Consider the following 17329-nt stretch of genomic DNA (forward strand, 5'->3'; position numbering starts at 1 on the left):
GTTATGTTCACCGTCAGCTGTAGCGATACGGCGCTCCGGCATTGCGCATGGTTTCCTGATATTTCTTCAGAATGGCCACGACCTTGGCGTTGCGCTCGCTCTGCTTGGAAATGTCGTCCCAGAACTCCTGTGCCGCATCTTCGATCTGCTTCCATTCCGATTCCGGAATGGTGGTCAGTTCCAGCTTGCCGCCGGTAGTGCGGTAATGCGCTTCGCCCCACCAGTACCAATGCTGACGGTAGTAGTGCGAGGAATCCATCGCCAGCTTGAAGAGCGCTTTCAGGTGTTCCGGTACGGCATCCCACTTTTCGGTGTTGGCGAAATAGGAACCGGCCCATGCGCCGTTGATATTGTTGGTGAGGTAGTACTTGTTGATATCCGCCCAGCCAACGGTATAGGCCTCGGTCGCGCCGCACCAGGCCACGCCGTCGAGTTCGCCGGTCTGGATGGCGACTTCAATATCTTCCCAGGGCAGCGTGACAGGCACCACGCCGAACTTGGTCAGGAAACGACCGCCTGTCGGGAAGGTGAAGACGCGAAGGCCCTGCAAATCGGCAACGCTGCGGATCGGTTTTGTGGTGACGAAGTTGCACGGGTCCCACGAACCGGCGCTGAGCCAGGTGACGCCGGGAATTTCCTTATAGGCTTCCTCCCAGATTTCGTTCAGCCCGTACCAGTTGAAGAGTGTCGGCACGTCGAGGCTATAGCGCGAAGCGAAGGGGAAATAAGCGCCGAACACCGCGACATCGACGGGCGATGCCATGGAATCGTCATCGCTTTGCGCGGCATCGATGGTGCCCGACTGCACGGCGCGGAAGAGTTCGCCCTGCGGCACCAGCTGGTCAGCGGTGTAAAGTTCAATTGTCATTTCGCCGTTCGCCGCCTTGTTGAAGGCGTCAATCGACGGCTTAATGACATGTTCGGCCAGTGCCGGGCCTGCATAGGTCTGCAATCGCCACTTGATCGGGCTTTGTGCTTTGACATAGGGCGTCGCAAGTGTGCTGGCACCCAATGCTCCAACCGTCGTCAGCCCGGCCTTCTTGAGAAAGTCACGTTTATTAAGCTTGTTATTCTCGCTCATGCCCATTCTCCCGTTTGTTTGAAGTTCACCCTTTCACATGAGCCGGGCCGGTCCATTCGGACTCTTGTCACCGGATTATTCGTATTTCCTCCATCGTTTCTCATCGCCCGGTATACCAGTTCGGCAGCCACAGCGCGATTTGCGGGAAAATCATCAAGATGATGATCGTCAGCACCATAAGGAAGAAGAACGGCACGATGGATTTGTAGATGTCGATCAGCGTGATTTCCTTGGGTGCCAGCGCTCGCATCATGAAGAGATTGTACCCGAAAGGCGGCGTGATATACGCAATCTGGCAGGTGATCGTGTACAGAATGCCAAACCAGATCGCATTGAAGCCGAGGCTCTTGACCAGCGGAATATAGAGCGGCGCCACGATCACCAGCATGGCCGTATCATCCAGAAACATGCCGAGCAGAATGAACGACAGCAGCATCAGGATGAGAATGGTCCACGGCGACAGATCGAATGTGCCAAGAAGGATCTTCTCGATTGCCTTGACGGCGCCCAAACCGTCATAAACCGACGAAAAGCACAGCGCGCCGAGAATGATCCAGAGGAACATGCAGGTGACGGTCAGGCTGTTGCGGGACGTCGTTTCCCACACCTGCTTGTTAAGACGCCCGGTGAACAGCGCCGCCAATGTGGCGAGCAAAGCGCCGACCGCCGCACTTTCCACCAGGCTGGTAATGCCCGTCAGGAACAGGCCCATCATCGCGCCGAAGACGACGAGTGGCAGCAGACCGGCGCGCAACACGGAAAAGCGTTCGCTCCAGCTGAATTTCTCCAGCTCTTCTTTTGGCAGGGCTGGTCCAAGTTCCGGGTTCAGGCGGCAGCGTATATAGATATAGATCGCGAAAAGTGCCGCCATCAACAGGCCGGGGCCGATGCCAGCCAGCCAGAGTTGCAGCACCGGCTGGCGAGCGATCATCGCATAAAGCACCAGCACGACGCTCGGCGGAATGAGAATGCCGAGCGAACTGCCCGCCTGTATGACGCCGGTGACCATGACCTTGTTGTAGCCACGCTTGAGAAGCTCCGGCAGCGCCACGGTCGCCCCAATGGCCATGCCTGCAACGCTGAGGCCGTTCATGCAGGAGATGATGACCATCAATCCGATGGTGCCGAGCGCCAGACCGCCGCGTATGCCGCCGAACCAGACATGGAACATGCGATAAAGATTGCTGGCAATGCCGGATTCCGACAGCATATAGCCCATGAACACGAAGAACGGCACGGTGATCAGCGGATACCAGTTCAGGACCGCGAAGGTCGCGTTGAACGGCATTTCAAACGAGCCTTTGCCCCAAAGGAGCAGGGCCGCCAGCGATCCGACAAAGCCGATGACGCCGAAAACCCGCTGACCGGTCATCAGCAGCGCCATCATTGTGGCGAACATGAAAAGTGTTATGAGTTCAGAGCTCATATATGATGGCCCTCCTCAATGGCCGGACCGGCAAGCGTGTCGATGGGCTGGCCGCGCAGCGATGCCCAGTCCTTGAAAAAGTTGGAAAGGCATTGCAGCAGCAGGAGCAAAATGCCGGTCGTCATGATGAGCTTGATCGGCCAGAGCGGAGGCGCCCAGGCGGTATAATTCTTCTGCCCATAGACGATGGCGTAATTCGTGGAAGAAATGCCGCCCATCACCATGACGCCGAGATAAAACACGATGAACAGAATGGTGATCAGGTCGGTCAGCGTCTTTTTGCGCGGGGGCAGACGGTCGAAAAAGAGGTCCATGCGGACATGCGCGCCCTGTTGCATCGCATAGGCGCCGCCGAGCAGATAATAGGCCGACAGCAGAAACTGCGACATTTCAAGGACCCAGTTGACGGGCACGCCGAAAGCAACCCGCGAGAAGGTGGAATAGAGAAGGCAAGCCGCCAGCACGAAAAGCAGATACATCGAAAAGCGCCCGACACGATAATTCAGCGCATCCACATATTTGACGAAAAGCCTGATCGGCTTGGGCATTTCCCTCTCCTTCAGTTCTTCGTTCCGTTCGGTTGCGCTGCGGGGCAAAGCGTCTCGCCAATCCGGCTAAATATCGGCGCCAGCCGCTCGGCCCATGCTCTTTGAGCCTTTGCATCGGCGATTTCGTTATTGCGGATTTCGATCATGGCGCAGGGCGCATTGCGCGGGCGCGCATGGCGCTCCAGCGTGTAATAGACGCGGTCGGACGGCGCATAAGGCTCGTTGACGCCGACATTGAGCGTTTGGTCCTGCTTGAGTGCGGCAATCAGCGGCGCTGCAACCCGGTCATCCGCATCGTGGATGATGCCGACATGCCATGGGCGCGATATGGCGCGATAGACCGGCGTGAACGAATGGATCGTGACCATCCATGACGGAAAGCCGCGTGCGGCGCGCGCCGCAATAAGCTGTTCGATCCGGGCATGAAACGGGCGATGCGACAGGTCGATGCGCGCGGTGCGCTCCAGCGAGTTCAGCTCGTGATTGCCGGGAATGACCGTCATTTCGCTGATTTCGGGGATCAGGTCCGGCGCATCAAGCGGGCGATTGCAATCGATCAGCAGGCGCGACAGACACGACTCTACGAGCGGCGCATCAAGCGCGGCGCTGAGATGTCGGGCAACCTCCACCGCTCCGGGATCCCAGGCGATGTGGGCACGAAGGGCATCCTCCCCCAGCCCCAGGCCGTCGAAACCGTCCGGCACATGGTTGGAGGCGTGTTCGCAAACGAAAAGCCAGGGACTTGACCCTGTTTCGTTGACGACAAAAACCGGCTCATGCGAAGCCGGGCGTTTCTTTCGCTCGTCCGCCATTTGGTTTGTTCCCCGCGCTGTAACTTATGTTACGTTTTTTAAAATTATGCGCTATTGCGGATTATTTGATACGTCGTATGATAATTTGTCAAACACAATTTTGCCCGAATTGAATTGGGCATCGGGATGGAAAATATCGTGCCGGAAAGCGCCCCGGAAAACACCAGCGTTGCCGAACGCATCAATGAACGGATCGATACGATGCCTGCCGGCGAACGGGCCGCAGCGCAGACTTTGATCGCCAATTATCCGATACTCGGATTGAAGACGGTGGCGGAATTTTCAGCGCAGGCGGGCGTCAGCTCGCCGACGATCCTGCGCTTTGTAAATCGGCTCGGTTTCCAGAATTATCCCGAGTTTCAGGCGCATCTGCAAAACGAACTTGCGGCGCAATTACAATCGCCGCACCACCGCAATGAAAATCCGGACAAAGCCCCCGATACGGCCTATCCGGCGGTAGAGCACACACAGGAAAATATCCGCGAGACATTCCGGCATCTTGGCGCCAGACAGTTGCAGCAGGCGGTGGCCGCACTGTCGAATGCCAAGGGCAATATTTATCTGATCGGGGGCCGGTTCACCGATCCCATCGCGCAATATATGACGGCGCATATGACGATCATCCGCCCGCAAGTGTTTCATCTCGGCGGTCAGGAAAGTGTCTGGCGCGACCGGTTGCTGGATATGGGAAAACGCGATGTGCTCGTCGTTTTCGACATTCGCCGCTATCAGGACAGCCTGTTGGGGCTGGCGGAAAAAGCACGGGCGCGGGGTGTCGAGGTTATTCTTGTCACCGACCAGTGGTTGTCGCCGATTGCCCGCGTTGCGCGCCATGTTCTGGCGGGTCGCACGGCGGTGCCCTCTGCCTGGGATTCGTCGGCGGCCCTGTTTGTACTGGCCGAAACGCTTATCCGCGAAATGACGCGCATGCTGGAAAAGGATAGCGCCGCGCGCATCGCAGAACTCGAAGGGCTGCGATAATTACTCCAGCCCGCATGCCCGCAGAAACAGCGCCGAGACTTCCTTTTCGATGCGCTCGAAATCCAGCGGAACGTCCTCGCCCACTTCCATCATGCTGCGCACCTGCGTTTCAAAATCGGCATAATGCTGCGTCACGGCCCAGATATGCATCTGGAACAACAGCGGATCGACCGGTTTGATGCGCCCGTCATCCACCCATGACTGGATCAGTTTGACCGCGCTGTGGGTGGCTGCGACATGCTTGTTCCAGTGGCGGCTGAGATAGGGCGCACCATTGGCGATTTCGGTGGTGAAAAGCCTCGATGCCTTGGGGTTCTTCTGGCTATAAGCGAGCTTGGCCCGGATATATTGGCGGATCACCTTGGCCGGGTCATCCTCGGCGCTGGCATCGAGGAAAATATCTTCCCACTGGTCGAGGATGAAGACGATGATGTCTTCGTAGAGCTCTTCCTTGCTGGAAATATAATAATGCAGCTGAGGCTTGGTCAGTCCGGCACGGTGCGCAATGCCTTGGGTCGATGCGCCGACCAGACCCTTTTCCGCGAATTCGTCAATCGCGGCAGTGCGGATCGCGCCGAGAATGCGCCGCCGGCGGTCGAGAACCTTGTCTCGCCCGGTCGGCTCGATATCGTCATTCTCGTCGTCGATAGTCATGTCTCTAACCGTGGTCGGGAGGGAAAGCCGCCGGGCATTCAAACAGGCGGGCGACTTTCCGTTTTCGTCGGGGGCTTACTGGCCCAGCTGCTTCTTGATGTCGAGGCCTGCGCCCTTGTTGACGAAGGCGTCGGTTGCAACCTTGCTCATGTCGAGTTCTTCGCCGCTGACGATGCCGGACTTGCGCGCCAGCTCGTAGAACGACTTGACGCGGTTCATGTCGATGGCGCCAATGCCCTTGGTCAGCGTGTCGCCGCTGTCGATGAGCTGCAGTTCCTTGAGATTGGCCAGTTCTGCGTCGAGCGTTTCCTTGCTCATATCCGCATTGTCCTTGAGGATCATCTCATAGGCCTTGCTGTGGTCGCCATACATGAAGTTGACCCAGCCTTCGATCGAAGCCGTCACAAAACGCTGCACGAGGTCGGGGTTCTTGTCGACCAGTTCCTGACGCGTCTCAATGGTGTTTGCGTAGGTATTGTAGCCCTGATCAGCGAGCAGGAACGTCTTGACCTTTGCGCCTTCCTTGGCCGCGTAAAGCGGTTCGGCGGTCGCATAGGCCTGCTGCACGGTCTTCTTGTCGCCGAGGAACTGGGCGAGGCTATAGCCATAGGGACGCAGCTGTTCGTCCTTGAAACCAAATTCCTTCACCAGCCAGGGCCAGAACGAGAACTGGCCGTCCTTGGAGATAAGGATCGTCGGTGCGTTCACCAGATCCTTGAAATCCTTGTATTCGCCGTCATGCGCCATCAGGGCCTGCGGGTCCTTCTGATAGAAGGCAGCCACAACCGTGGTCGGCACGCCATTGGCGACATTGTTGAAGGACAAAAGCAGATTGCCGGTGAGCAGGAAGTCGAGGCGGCCTGCGGCCAGCATCGGGCGGTTGTTGACCTGCGGCCCGCCCATCTCGATCTTCACGTCGAGGCCGTATTTTTCATAGGTGCCATCGGCGAGCGCCTGATAGAAGCCGCCATGACCGGCCTGCGCCAGCCAGTTGGTGCCAAGCGTCACCTTGTCGAGCGCAAAGGCCATCTGCGCCGAAAGGCCAAGCGAGAAAGCGGCGACTGCCACAAAGAGTGCTTTTTTCATTGGTTTCGTTCCCCTATTATCAGTTCGAAAGTGCCATGTCGGCGGTCCAGCCGCGTGTTTTACCGGGATTGAGCAGACCATAAGGGTCGGCCAGTTTCTTGAATTCGATCTGCACACTGTCGATCTCCTTCATGCCGCCATCCTCGATGGTATAGGCATGGGGATCGTAGATGTCGCAGCCGTCAACCTGTTCCAGCTCGCCGATGAGCTTATACATCGCGTCGCGGTCCTCGAAGCGCACCAGTGGCAGGCCGAAAATCTGCACTTCGCCTTCAAGGCGCGCCATTTCATGGTGCATATATTGCGTGTCGCCATAACGCTCGATCTGGCGATTGACCAATGCCGGGTCGAAGGGGCGCGGATAGGCGACCTGAAGATAGGTCCAGCCCGGTTCCGCCTTCAGCGCCTGAAGCGTGGTGTGGTTCCAGCCGCATTCATAGGCAGGCTGAAGGCCGGCCTTGTGCAGCTCGTCCAGCGTCATGGAGAACGACACCTGACCGTTGAACTCTGTGGCGAGCTCTGCGAACCGCTCGCGTTCTTCCGGCGCGATCATGGCGAAAACGGCATCCTTGTCGGATGGGAAAAGGTCGCCGAACTTGGTGTAGAAGCGCGCGAAGCGGCGATCCACGGTGGTCAGGAGATAGCAATCCAGGTTTTCTTCCAGCGCCTTGAGGCAGAAGTTCAGCGTTGCTTCATAGCTGTCGAAGAGCGCTGCGGTATGGATCCAGTCGGTCGCCTTGGTCAGCCCGATTTCCAGCTCCAGAATTATGCCGTTGGTGCCATAGGCATGCTGGACCTTGTGGATGTCGCGGCCCGTCAGCTCGATGATTTTCGGCTCCGGCTCGACGGTCAGAACCTTGACCGAATAGACATTGCCGTCATCGCGCAACATGCCATGTCGCAGTGATCCGATACCGCCCGAACCGCCTGAGAAGAAGCCGCCAATGGTGGCGATGCGACGGGTGGAAGGATACATCAACAGTTCTTGTCCGGTTTCGCGCACGGCGTCGTCAAGACGCGAAATGCGCGCGCCGCCTTCGACGCGCACCTTGCCCGGCTCGACGGCTATGATGCGGTCGATCTTGGTCATGTCGAGGATGATGCCGCCTTCAAGCGGAACGCACTGGCCGTAATTGCCCGTACCGCCGCCGCGAACCGTGATTGGTATGCGCAGTTTCGCGGCTGCCGCCGCCACACGGCGCACTTCGTCCTGATCCTTCGGAATGACGACGAGGTCGCCGACATAATGGCCGATATCTTCGGTCAGGATCGGGCTGTACCAGAAGTAATCGCGGGAACGCAGTTCGACCTGCTTGGGGTCGTCATAGATGCGGATGCCGTCGATTTCGGCGCGGAATGCGGCCCAGTCATAGATGCGCTGCGGGGCGACAGAATTCATGGGTTTCTCCCGTAAACATGGTCCGAGGCAACGCCGTCGCGCCAGACACGGCGGAGGGCTTGCGGACGGCTGATGAGATCATTGAGGTCTTCGGCATCGTGCCAGATGAAATTGGCGGCACCGCCTGCGGACAGCGCCTGCACGCGCTCGCTCCTGATCAGGCGCGCGGGCAGGGTGGTGATGCTGTCGAGCCATTCTTCCGGCTCCAGATGGCAGACAGGTGCCGCAAGGCGCAGGATCGCGAGCGGATCATAGTCGCCATAGGGGTAAAAGGCATCGCGTACATTGTCGGAGCCAAGCATGGTTTCCACACCGGCCAGACGCGCTTCTTTCAGCGGGGCCACACCACGAAGACGCGGCGATTTTCCGCCGATCCGGTCTTGCAGATAGAGATTGGTGGTGGGTAGCGAGACAAGCGCGACACCTGCTTGCGCGGCGGCATCCAGAATACGCGTGAGTTCATCCACTGTTCGCAGCGAAAGCGAGCAGGCATGGCCGCACAAAACGCGGCCCGCCATATGATGCCGTGCGCTCGCATTGACAATCAGCGAAAATCCGTCCGCTTCAACATCCAGACCTTCATCAACATGAAAGTCGAGATCGAGATCGTTTTCGACAGCGAGACGGAACATTTCCTCTATCTTGGCTGCAAGATCGGCATTGCGATAGAAAAACGCGCCAAACACACCGCCATCGGCCTTCACGTGGGTCGCAATGTCACTGCCTGCTTCCAGAACCAGATCGCCGTGAACAAGGGCCGCAAGTTGAAGATCAATGCGGTCTTTCCATTCCTGTCGCAATTCGTTGAGAACAGGCCAGGCGGTCGGAACTTCCGGGCTGGTCCAATCCACATGGCTGCGAATAGCGCCGACGCCCTGCGCAAAAGCCGCCTCAAGGCCGCGCGTGGCGCGGGTGCGGATGTCTTCGGCGTTCCAGTTCTGGCGGTCGGTGTTCATCAGGTCGATGGCATCGAACAGGCACTCGACCTTCGTGTCGCCATTCTGCGCGATGCGCTGGATGGTGAACGTCTTGTCGAGATGCACATGCACATCGGCCAAAAGCGGCGTGACGCACCCGCCGCCTGTCGCTTGCGACGACGTGATCGCGGCAATGCGTCCATGCTCGACGGTGATGTCGTGGCGGCCCGGACGGCCCGCGATGGCGACGCCATTCAACATATCAGCGGTCCCGGCGAATTTCGCTTTCGTGCCAGCGTCCTAGGACAAGGCGCGACAGCCAGCTGGTGATCAGGAAGATCACGATACCCAGCAGCGAAACGAGGAAAAGCGCCGCAAACATGCGCGGGATTTCATTACGGAAGCTCGATTCCAGAATACGCGAGGCAAGGCCGGTGCTCTGGCCTGCGGTGCCTGCGACGAATTCAGCCACCACGGCGCCGATCAGCGACAGGCCACCGGCGATTTTCAGGGCCGCCATGAAATAGGGCAGCGCGCTCGGGGCCAGCAGATAGCGCAGGCGCTGCCACGGCGAGGCGCGATAAAGCTTGAACAGATCGCGCAGATTGTGGTCGGCGCTGCGCAGTCCGATCACCGTATTGGACAGAATCGGGAAGAAAGCGACAATCCACGCGCAGATAAGCAGGGCCGAGAAAGTATCGCGCACATAGATCAGGATCAGCGGCGCGATGGCGATGACCGGCGTCACCTGAAGGATGACGGCGAAGGGGAAGAACGCCATTTCGATCGGACGCGAAAGCGCAAACACCATGCCGAGCAAAACGCCGCCAATGATGGCGCAGGCCAGCGAGATGAGCGTCAGCTTGACGGTGAACCACATGGAGGCCATCAGCGACGGGCCGTCCTTGAACAGCGTTTCGGCAATCAGTGACGGGGCCGGGATCAGGTAATGTGGCACTTCATAGAAGCGCACCAGACCTTCCCAGATGCCGAGCGCGATAATGATCGCCAGCGTCGGCATGAGAATGCGCAGCGTGCGTTCGCGTCGTGCGAGACGATCCTGTTCGGAATTGAGGACTGGCAGTTCGTTTTGCATCTGGTTCATTTGCATGTCCTCAGTGATCGATATCTTCAGAGGAAAGCGTCGCGGTCAGCGTATCGGAAACCTTGGCGCAATATTTCGCGTAAGAATCCGTGGTGCGGTAGTTTTCGGCCCGCGGATAAGTGCCGATGATGGGAATGTCCGCGACGACACGACCCGGACGCGCCGCCATCACGATCACGCGGTTGGAGAGATAGACCGACTCATAGACGCTGTGGGTGACGAAGATCACGGTCAGTCCGTGTTCCTGCCACAGCCGCAACACGTCATTATTGAGCTTGAAGCGCGTCATCTCGTCGAGCGCTGCAAAAGGCTCGTCCATCAAAAGCAGGCGCGGGCGAGTCACCAATGCGCGCGCAATGGAAACGCGCATTTTCATGCCTCCCGAAAGCTCCCGCGGAAAGGCATTGGCAAAACGCGACAGGCCAACCTGCGTCAGCACTTCTTCAATGCGGGGCTTGGCTTCCTTGCGCGAAACGCCGGAAAGCCGCAGCGGCAGATAGACATTGTCATAGACGCTGGCCCAGGGCATCAGCGTCGGCTCCTGAAACACAAAGCCGATATCCTGTGCGCCGGAAGGACCCTTGCCGGGCGCATGACCATTGACGCGAATTTCGCCAGCCGAGACCGATTCCAGTCCGGCGATCATGCGCAGCGCCGTGCTCTTGCCGCAGCCCGAAGGCCCAAGAAAGCTGACGAACTGGCCTTGCTCGATCTTGAGCGACATGTCGTTCACGGCCATGACGCCGGTGCCGTACTGCTTGTAGACGCCGTTGATGTCGATCAGTGGTGACTGGTTCTGCGAGTTGGGGGCCACGCTCATCGTCCTTACCAAGCGGGATTTTTGTCGAGCCAGGAGAGCGGCGCGCGCTCAATCTCGCCCAGCGCTTCAATCAGCCGGTCGGCAGCAAAATCGATGGTCTTGCGACCCTTTTCAGCGGTGGCAATCGATGCGTTGCCGGCTGCGCCATAGGCATTGATATCCTGCATCTGCCATGCGGGCTTGGCGCCGCCGCCAAGGCTGATGTGCTTGTATTCGTCGGCGAAAACTTCGGTCAGCGTGCGGAAATCCTGCGCCTTTTCCATCACCACCAGATCGGGATGCATTTCCAGCATCACCGATGTTTCCATGTCGCCAGCATGAATGCCATGCTTCAGGTCATGCTCGCTGTAAACGCCATCGGGCATGCCCAGGCCGAACCAGTTGAGGCAGAAGACCATCATATTGTGCTGCACGCGCAATTCGCGGGCGACAATGTCCATCACCGGAATATTGCCGCCATGGCTGTTGAACAGCACCATCTTGCGCACGCCGCTTGCCGCCACGCAGGTGCCTATCTCGCACCACATGCGGATGACAGTTTCGACTGAAAAGGTCAGCGTGCCGGGATAGCGCTTGTGTTCATTGCTCTTGGCAATGGCCTGTGTCGGCAGGAACAGAACCTTACTCGTGTCCGGCAAGCGTTTGATCAGTTCCGCCACCATGCCATCCGCGACGGCGGCATCCACGCACATCGGTAGATGCGGTCCGTGCTGCTCGATTGCGCCAACAGGCAACACCGCCACGAGCTTGTCGCGCTCAAGGCGCGAAAACGCCTCGCTCGTGTAATCGGACCAATATCGTTTCAAGGTGGCGCTCCAAATTTTGTCTTGAAGCAGCAACCTTACTAAACAATCTGACCGATTGGTCAAACTAAATGTTTAAAAATTGCGAGCCGCGTGCAATTAAGATGTGAATCCGTGGTAGATGCGCCACGCGACAGACCAGCACATGACTATGATGCGCGGAAATTTCCGGAGGTCCTATGGACGAGAGATGCATTATTATTGGCGCGGGCCATGCGGGCTCGCAGGCCGCAATCAGCCTTCGTCAGGAAGGCTATGCCGGAGACATCGTGCTCATCAACGATGAGACGGATATTCCCTATCATAAGCCGCCGCTTTCCAAATCCTATCTCAAGGCACCGGAGCATGGCGGCCTGGTGCTGCGTCCGGAAAGCGCCTATCGCGACAATAATATCGAGATGTTGTTCGGGCATCGGGTCGAAGGCGTATCGCTGACCGACCGCACGGTGACCCTTGATGACGGTCGCGTGCTGCACTGGTCTGATCTGGTCTTTGCAACCGGTGCCCGCGCGCGCGTTCCCGACATGCCGGGCGTCGATCTTGACGGTGTCGTCACGCTGCGCCGGATGGAAGATGCGCGCCGCATTGCTGGCCTCATGCCCACCATCAGCAATGTCGTGATCATCGGCGGCGGCTTCATCGGGCTTGAAATGGCACATAGCGCGATGGCGCTCGGCAAGAATACCGTGCTGATCGAGGCCGCGCCGCGTGTTCTTGGCCGCTCGGTCGCGACACAAATCTCTGCACATGTCGAAACGCGCAGCCGCGCCGCGGGAATTACGCTGCACACCGGGCTTGGTGTGATGGCAATCGAAGGCGAAAACGGTCGCGTGACCGGTGTAAAGGCAGCAGATGGGGCCGTGTTCCCGGCGGATATGGTTGTTATCGGCACCGGCGCGCTGCCCAATGTCGAACTCGCTGCCGCAGCCGGACTCGTCACCGACAATGGCATTGTCGTGGATGAAAAGATGCGCACATCAGCGGATCATGTCTACGCCATCGGCGATTGCGTGAGCTACGACCATTTTCATGCCGGTCGCCGCGTGCGGCTGGAATCGGTGCAGAACGCGACCGATCAGGCCAAGCATGTGGCCCGCAGCATTGTCGGGCGCGCCACGCCGTTCCGCGAAGTGGCGTGGTTCTGGTCTGATCAGGGCGACATGAAGCTCCAGACGGCAGGCCTGTCATTTGAAGCAGATCGTCATATTCTGTCAGGCAATCCCGATGATAATGCCTTTTCGATCTTCCATTTTGCCGGTGACAGGCTGGTGGCGGTTGATTCCATCAATCGCCCGGCCGACCACATGATCGCCCGCCGCCTGCTGGCGGCCGGGATCACCCCCACGGAAGCCGACATTGCCGCGGGTGCGCCGCGCCTGAAGGAACTTCTGGCCAGCGCCCCCAAATCATAAGGATCGTTCGATGAGCACTTTGCAACATTTGCTGCCTGCCGACATGGCGGCACCCTTCGCCGCCTATAGTCATGGCGTGAAGGTGCAAGCCGGTGCCGAACTGGTGTTCTGCTCCGGCCAGCTCGGTATCGCGCCGGATGGAAGCGTGCCCGAAGATGCGGCCGCGCAAGCCGAGCTTTGCTTCGAGAATATCCGTCGCATTTTGCGCGATGGCGGCATGGATCTTTCCAATGTCGTGCGCATCAACGCCTATGTGACGGATCGCGCCTATATGCGCCCCTATATGGACGTGCGCGACAGGCTGTTTCCGCAGCCAGCGCCCGCCTCGACGCTGATGATCGTTTCCGGCTTTACCCGCGAGGAATTCAAGGTCGAAATCGAAGTCGTCGCCGCAAGTTGATCTCTCGCGCGCATCTTATCCGAAAACCGCTTCGCGCTTTTCGGGATGCGCTTTCGAACTTTACGCGTGACAAGAAGGCGTATCGCCTTTGCATGAAATGGGTGGTAGGTGTGCGAGACTCCTACACTCCCTTCAGGCCTATTCATGTCACAATTTCAGTCTTCCGCTGCGATGCGGAAATCTTCGCCACGCTCGTCCCAACGCATGGCGGAAATCGCGCTTGCCATTGGTGGCTTCGGCATCGGCACCGGCGAGTTCGCCATCATGGCACTGCTCCCGGATATTGCCCGCGACCTCAACGTCACGATCCCGCAGGGCGGACATCTCATCAGTTCTTATGCACTGGGCGTGCTGATCGGCGCGCCGGTGCTGGCCGTCATCGGCGCGAAGCTCGACCGCCGCAAGCTCCTGTTCCTGCTGATGGGCCTGTTTGCCTTTGGCAATCTCGCCAGCGCTTTCATGCAGGATTATTCCAGCCTTTATATAATGCGTTTTATCGCAGGCTTCCCACATGGCGCTTATTTCGGCGTCGCATCGCTGGTTGCCGCATCGCTGGCCGAGCCGGGCAAGCGCGCGCAGGCGGTTGGGCGTGTCATGATGGGCCTGACGATTGCCACGCTGTGCGGCACGCCGCTGGCCACATGGCTGGGGCAGGTGGCGGGTTGGCGCGCCATGTTCGGCGCGGTCGGCCTGATCGCCATTCTGACCATGGTGATGGTGACGCTTTATGTGCCAAAGCTGCCCGCCGCAGAAGGCGCATCGCCGCTGCGTGAGCTGGGTGCGCTGCGCCGCAAACAGGTGCTGCTAACGCTTGCCATTGGCGCCATCGGCACGGGCGGGCTGTTTTCCGTCTTTTCCTATGTCGCCGCCACCGTGACGGAAGTTTCACATATCGATATGAAATGGATGCCGCTGGTCTTTGTCATGTTCGGTCTCGGCATGGTGCTGGGCAACATCGTCGGCTCCCGGCTGACTGACCGTTCCGTCATGGGAACCGTTGGGATCGTGCTGCTTTATGACATGGCGGTGATGCTGGCATTCCCGCTGCTGATGCAGCATCCGCTCACCGCTTTCCTCAATGTGCTTCTGGTCGGCGGCGGTTTTGCGCTGGTGCCTGCACTGCAAACCCGCCTGATGGATGTCGCAGCCGATGCCCAGACGCTCGCTGCGGCGCTCAACCATTCAGCGCTCAATCTCGCCAATGCACTCGGTGCATGGCTCGGCGGACTGGCAATTGCATGGGGCTATGGCTGGACATCGACCGGTACGGTCGGCGCGCTTTTGGCTCTGGCCGGTCTGGTTGTGTTCGGAATTTCGATGCTGCTGGATCGGGGAACTGCGACGACGCCTGCCTCACAGGAAAGCTGAACAGGTCGGCGCAAACGAAAACACCCGTCGCGGGAGGAGCGACGGGTGCTTATGGGGAAGACCGGACAATGGGGGGAGGAGGATGTCCGGTCTTTGGATCGCCAGGGAAAAATGGGAGGAGGAAACCCCGGCGATAACTCGTTTGAGCCATTGAATGCTCTGGAAACTATAAGGACCGCGCGGTTTGGAGGACGCGATCCTGAAAGAAGGCTGATGCCTTCGGATGGCGCTTTTCCCGCTGATTAGCGAGCAGCAGCCTTGCGTGCGACGAACGGAATTTCCGAAGGCAGGATGCCGAGGTCGTTCAGTTCACGTGGGCTCAGGCGGCTCAGTTCGTTTACGGTTGTACGGTAACGGCGCCAGTTGTTGTACGAGCGGATCAGGTTCATTTCTCTCACCTAGTAAAATCTATCTCTCTGTGTTGCAGACAGCATATAGGCTGGTGCGATCTGAAAAAGGAGAGCCAGATTTGCATAGCTGATGTGCAATTAAGCTTGGAGATTGCATGTTTTTTACGCAGATCGGTCATTATGTTATCACAATTGCCGTTCTCCATGGCCAAATCACCAAATTTGAGGCCGTAAAGAGCCTCCATCGCTATCATTTTCCGCATAGCTAGTGAAAATCTCCGATTTATACATGCATGTCGGCTGATCCTTGGGCGGCGGGCGCAATGGCTCAAGTTTTGTCGCAAAACTTCTGGAAATTGTCGGTTGAAGACTACAATTCTACATGACTCCCAAAGCGGATTAAGCTAAGGGATTTGTGTCGGGTGCCGAAGCATGCGTTTTACAAATGCTTTTTCACTGTCTGTCTGCGGGAGAGCGCCAATTGGCCGCCGAAGGGGAAATCGCCCGAAATCTCTCAGGTACAAGGAACCGCAGACGGGTAAGACAACTCTGGAAAGTCGGGGGAAACTCCGCGCCGAAGGTGTAAGTATAGCGCTTTGCTATGCGAGTCTCTCAGGCCTGAGACAGAGGGGCACGAAGCTACCGCATTTTGCGGAAGGCACACGTGCGACTCTGGAGTTGTTATGGGCGATACCGCACATTTGAATATCCTGCCTTTGCAGGACTTGCATGAACAGGCTGGCGCGCGCTTTGGCGGCTTTGCCGGCTGGAACATGCCGATCACCTATCCGCTGGGCGTCATGAAGGAACATCTCCATACGCGTGACCATGCGGGCCTTTTCGACATTTCTCATATGAAGCTGGTCGAAGTTTCCGGCAGCGATGCCGCAGCGCTTCTGGCGGAAACCTGCCCGCTCGACCCGACCGTGCTGAAGCCTGGCCAGTCGAAATACACTTTCTTCCTTAATGACAAGGGCGGCATTCTGGACGATCTCATCGTCACGCGTCTTGGCGACGACCGCTTCATGGTCGTCGCCAATGCGGGTAATGCCGAGGCCGATATCGAGCATTTGAACGAAGCCGCTTCCGGCAAACAGGTTACGGTCAATCCGCTCGACCGCGTATTCCTCGCCATTCAAGGGCCGGAAGCCGAAAGCGTTATTAACGATGCCGGTCTTACCGGTGCTGCCGATCTCGCCTTCATGAGCGGCTTTGAGCCGAAGCCGGGCTGGTTCATGACCCGCTCGGGCTATACCGGCGAAGACGGTTTTGAAATCGGCCTGCCTGCCGATGAGGCGCGCGCGCTGGCGACCAAGCTTCTCGCCGACGAACGCGTTGCGTGGATCGGCCTTGCCGCTCGCGACAGCCTGCGCCTCGAAGCCGGGCTTTGCCTGCACGGACAGGACATCACGCCGGAAACCGATCCGGTCTCCGCCGGTCTCACCTGGGCGATCACCAAGGCCGTGCGCGAGAAAGCCGCCTTCAACGGTGCCAAGCCAGTGCTCGACACTATTGCCAAGGGCGCTGCCGCCAAGCGCGTCGGCCTCAAGCCGGAAGGCCGGCAGCCGGTACGCGGCGGCGCAGACCTGTTCGATGAAAGCGGCCGCCAGATCGGCACGGTCACATCGGGCGGCTTTGGTCCCTCCGCCGGTTTCCCGGTCGCCATGGGCTATGTCGAGGCCAGCCTCGCCACGCCCGGCACACGTATTTTCGCTGAAGTTCGCGGCAACAAGGTTCCCGTTGACGTTTCGGCGCTTCCCTTCACACCGCATCGCTATCGCAAAGGATAATTTCCATGGCCAAAATCCTGTTCACCGAAGATCACGAGTGGATCAGCGTCGAAAACGGCGTCGCCACTGTCGGCATAACGATCCACGCACAGGAACAGCTGGGCGACCTCGTTTTCGTCGAGCTGCCGGAAGTCGGTCGCACCGTTTCCAAGGGCGAGGGCGTCGTGGTTGTGGAATCGGTCAAGGCCGCTTCCGACGTTTATGCGCCGGTTGACGGCGAAGTGGTGGAAGTCAACGAAGCCGTGTCGTCCGATCCGGCTCTGATCAATCAGGCTGCCGAAGGCGATGGCTGGCTGTTCAAGCTGAAGCTTTCGGATGAAGGCCAGCTTTCCGGTCTGCTCGACAAGGCCGGTTACGACGCTCTGGTAGGATAAAGC

At 58.5% G+C, this 17329-nt stretch carries 18 protein-coding genes and 1 riboswitch; of the genes, 6 read left to right on the forward strand and 12 right to left on the reverse strand.

Translation table 11 applies throughout. The features are described 5' to 3' along the window. Positions 1 to 13: 13 nt before the first annotated feature. The 4 genes from ABWW11_RS16525 to ABWW11_RS16540 form a co-directional block, all read right to left on the reverse strand. A complete protein-coding gene (locus ABWW11_RS16525; RefSeq protein WP_109367171.1) occupies positions 14 to 1081 on the reverse strand; it encodes a TRAP transporter substrate-binding protein in 1068 nt (355 codons plus the stop codon). Positions 1082 to 1181: 100 nt separating this feature from the next. Next, a complete protein-coding gene (locus ABWW11_RS16530) occupies positions 1182 to 2507 on the reverse strand; it encodes a TRAP transporter large permease (RefSeq protein ID WP_109367172.1) in 1326 nt (441 codons plus the stop codon). Then, positions 2504 to 3055 carry a TRAP transporter small permease subunit gene (locus tag ABWW11_RS16535; protein ID WP_109367173.1) on the reverse strand — a complete coding sequence of 184 codons (552 nt, stop codon included), beginning with the start codon at positions 3053 to 3055 and terminating at the stop codon, positions 2504 to 2506. Before ABWW11_RS16535 ends, ABWW11_RS16530 begins: the two co-directional genes overlap by 4 nt. 11 nt (positions 3056 to 3066) lie before the next feature. Then, a complete protein-coding gene (locus tag ABWW11_RS16540; RefSeq protein WP_109367174.1) occupies positions 3067 to 3867 on the reverse strand; it encodes an N-formylglutamate amidohydrolase in 801 nt (266 codons plus the stop codon). Between the two features lie 201 nt (positions 3868 to 4068). Between ABWW11_RS16540 and ABWW11_RS16545 the strand changes: the two genes are divergently transcribed. Next, on the forward strand, positions 4069 to 4848 hold the full coding sequence (locus ABWW11_RS16545) for a MurR/RpiR family transcriptional regulator (protein ID WP_371830816.1): 780 nt from the start codon (positions 4069 to 4071) through the stop codon (positions 4846 to 4848). On the opposite strand, the gene ABWW11_RS16550 is transcribed toward ABWW11_RS16545, so the two are convergent. From ABWW11_RS16550 to ABWW11_RS16580, 7 genes are all read right to left on the reverse strand, one after another. Then, on the reverse strand, positions 4849 to 5502 hold the full coding sequence (locus tag ABWW11_RS16550) for a TetR family transcriptional regulator C-terminal domain-containing protein (protein WP_109367175.1): 654 nt from the start codon (positions 5500 to 5502) through the stop codon (positions 4849 to 4851). Positions 5503 to 5577: 75 nt separating this feature from the next. Next, a complete protein-coding gene (locus ABWW11_RS16555; RefSeq protein ID WP_109367176.1) occupies positions 5578 to 6588 on the reverse strand; it encodes an ABC transporter substrate-binding protein in 1011 nt (336 codons plus the stop codon). A 19-nt stretch (positions 6589 to 6607) separates the two neighbouring features. Next, a complete protein-coding gene (locus ABWW11_RS16560) occupies positions 6608 to 7987 on the reverse strand; it encodes an FAD-binding oxidoreductase (protein ID WP_109367177.1) in 1380 nt (459 codons plus the stop codon). Further along, positions 7984 to 9165, reverse strand: a complete 1182-nt coding sequence (locus ABWW11_RS16565) for an amidohydrolase family protein (protein ID WP_109367178.1) — start codon at positions 9163 to 9165, stop codon at positions 7984 to 7986. The genes ABWW11_RS16560 and ABWW11_RS16565 overlap by 4 nt, the downstream gene beginning before the upstream one ends. A 1-nt stretch (position 9166) precedes the next feature. Beyond that, positions 9167 to 10009 carry an ABC transporter permease gene (locus tag ABWW11_RS16570; protein ID WP_171058738.1) on the reverse strand — a complete coding sequence of 281 codons (843 nt, stop codon included), beginning with the start codon at positions 10007 to 10009 and terminating at the stop codon, positions 9167 to 9169. A gap of 10 nt (positions 10010 to 10019) precedes the next feature. Continuing rightward, the gene (locus tag ABWW11_RS16575) at positions 10020 to 10829 is read right to left on the reverse strand and encodes an ABC transporter ATP-binding protein (RefSeq protein WP_109367179.1); all 810 of its coding nucleotides are present in this window, start codon (positions 10827 to 10829) and stop codon (positions 10020 to 10022) included. Between the two features lie 5 nt (positions 10830 to 10834). Further along, entirely contained in the window at positions 10835 to 11635 is an 801-nt protein-coding gene (locus ABWW11_RS16580; protein ID WP_109367180.1) for a creatininase family protein, read from the reverse strand. 176 nt (positions 11636 to 11811) lie between these two features. Here ABWW11_RS16580 and ABWW11_RS16585 point away from each other — a divergent pair, with 176 nt between their 5' ends. The 3 genes from ABWW11_RS16585 to ABWW11_RS16595 all read left to right on the forward strand — a co-directional run bounded on the left by ABWW11_RS16585 (position 11812) and on the right by ABWW11_RS16595 (position 14812). Then, positions 11812 to 13044: an NAD(P)/FAD-dependent oxidoreductase gene (locus ABWW11_RS16585; RefSeq protein ID WP_109367181.1), complete on the forward strand. Its 1233-nt coding sequence runs from the start codon at positions 11812 to 11814 to the stop codon at positions 13042 to 13044. 10 nt (positions 13045 to 13054) lie between these two features. After that, positions 13055 to 13444: a RidA family protein gene (locus ABWW11_RS16590; RefSeq protein WP_109367182.1), complete on the forward strand. Its 390-nt coding sequence runs from the start codon at positions 13055 to 13057 to the stop codon at positions 13442 to 13444. Between the two features lie 264 nt (positions 13445 to 13708). Further along, positions 13709 to 14812: an MFS transporter gene (locus ABWW11_RS16595; RefSeq protein ID WP_244597129.1), complete on the forward strand. Its 1104-nt coding sequence runs from the start codon at positions 13709 to 13711 to the stop codon at positions 14810 to 14812. 242 nt (positions 14813 to 15054) lie between these two features. Here the strand turns inward: ABWW11_RS16595 and ABWW11_RS16600 are convergent, their stop codons facing one another. Next, positions 15055 to 15201 (reverse strand): DUF1127 domain-containing protein, encoded by a 147-nt coding sequence (locus tag ABWW11_RS16600; protein ID WP_078336788.1) that lies wholly within the window; start codon positions 15199 to 15201, stop codon positions 15055 to 15057. 418 nt (positions 15202 to 15619) lie between these two features. After that, positions 15620 to 15703: riboswitch (glycine riboswitch) on the forward strand. A gap of 142 nt (positions 15704 to 15845) precedes the next feature. Between ABWW11_RS16600 and gcvT the strand changes: the two genes are divergently transcribed. Beyond that, positions 15846 to 16952, forward strand: a complete 1107-nt coding sequence (gcvT, locus tag ABWW11_RS16605) for a glycine cleavage system aminomethyltransferase GcvT (RefSeq protein WP_109367185.1) — start codon at positions 15846 to 15848, stop codon at positions 16950 to 16952. A 5-nt stretch (positions 16953 to 16957) separates the two neighbouring features. Further along, positions 16958 to 17326 (forward strand): glycine cleavage system protein GcvH, encoded by a 369-nt coding sequence (gene gcvH, locus ABWW11_RS16610; protein ID WP_109367186.1) that lies wholly within the window; start codon positions 16958 to 16960, stop codon positions 17324 to 17326. Positions 17327 to 17329: the final 3 nt, after the last annotated feature.

The organism is Brucella sp. NBRC 113783, from assembly GCF_040372265.1.
Taxonomy (GTDB): Bacteria; Pseudomonadota; Alphaproteobacteria; order Rhizobiales; family Rhizobiaceae; genus Brucella; species Brucella teleogrylli.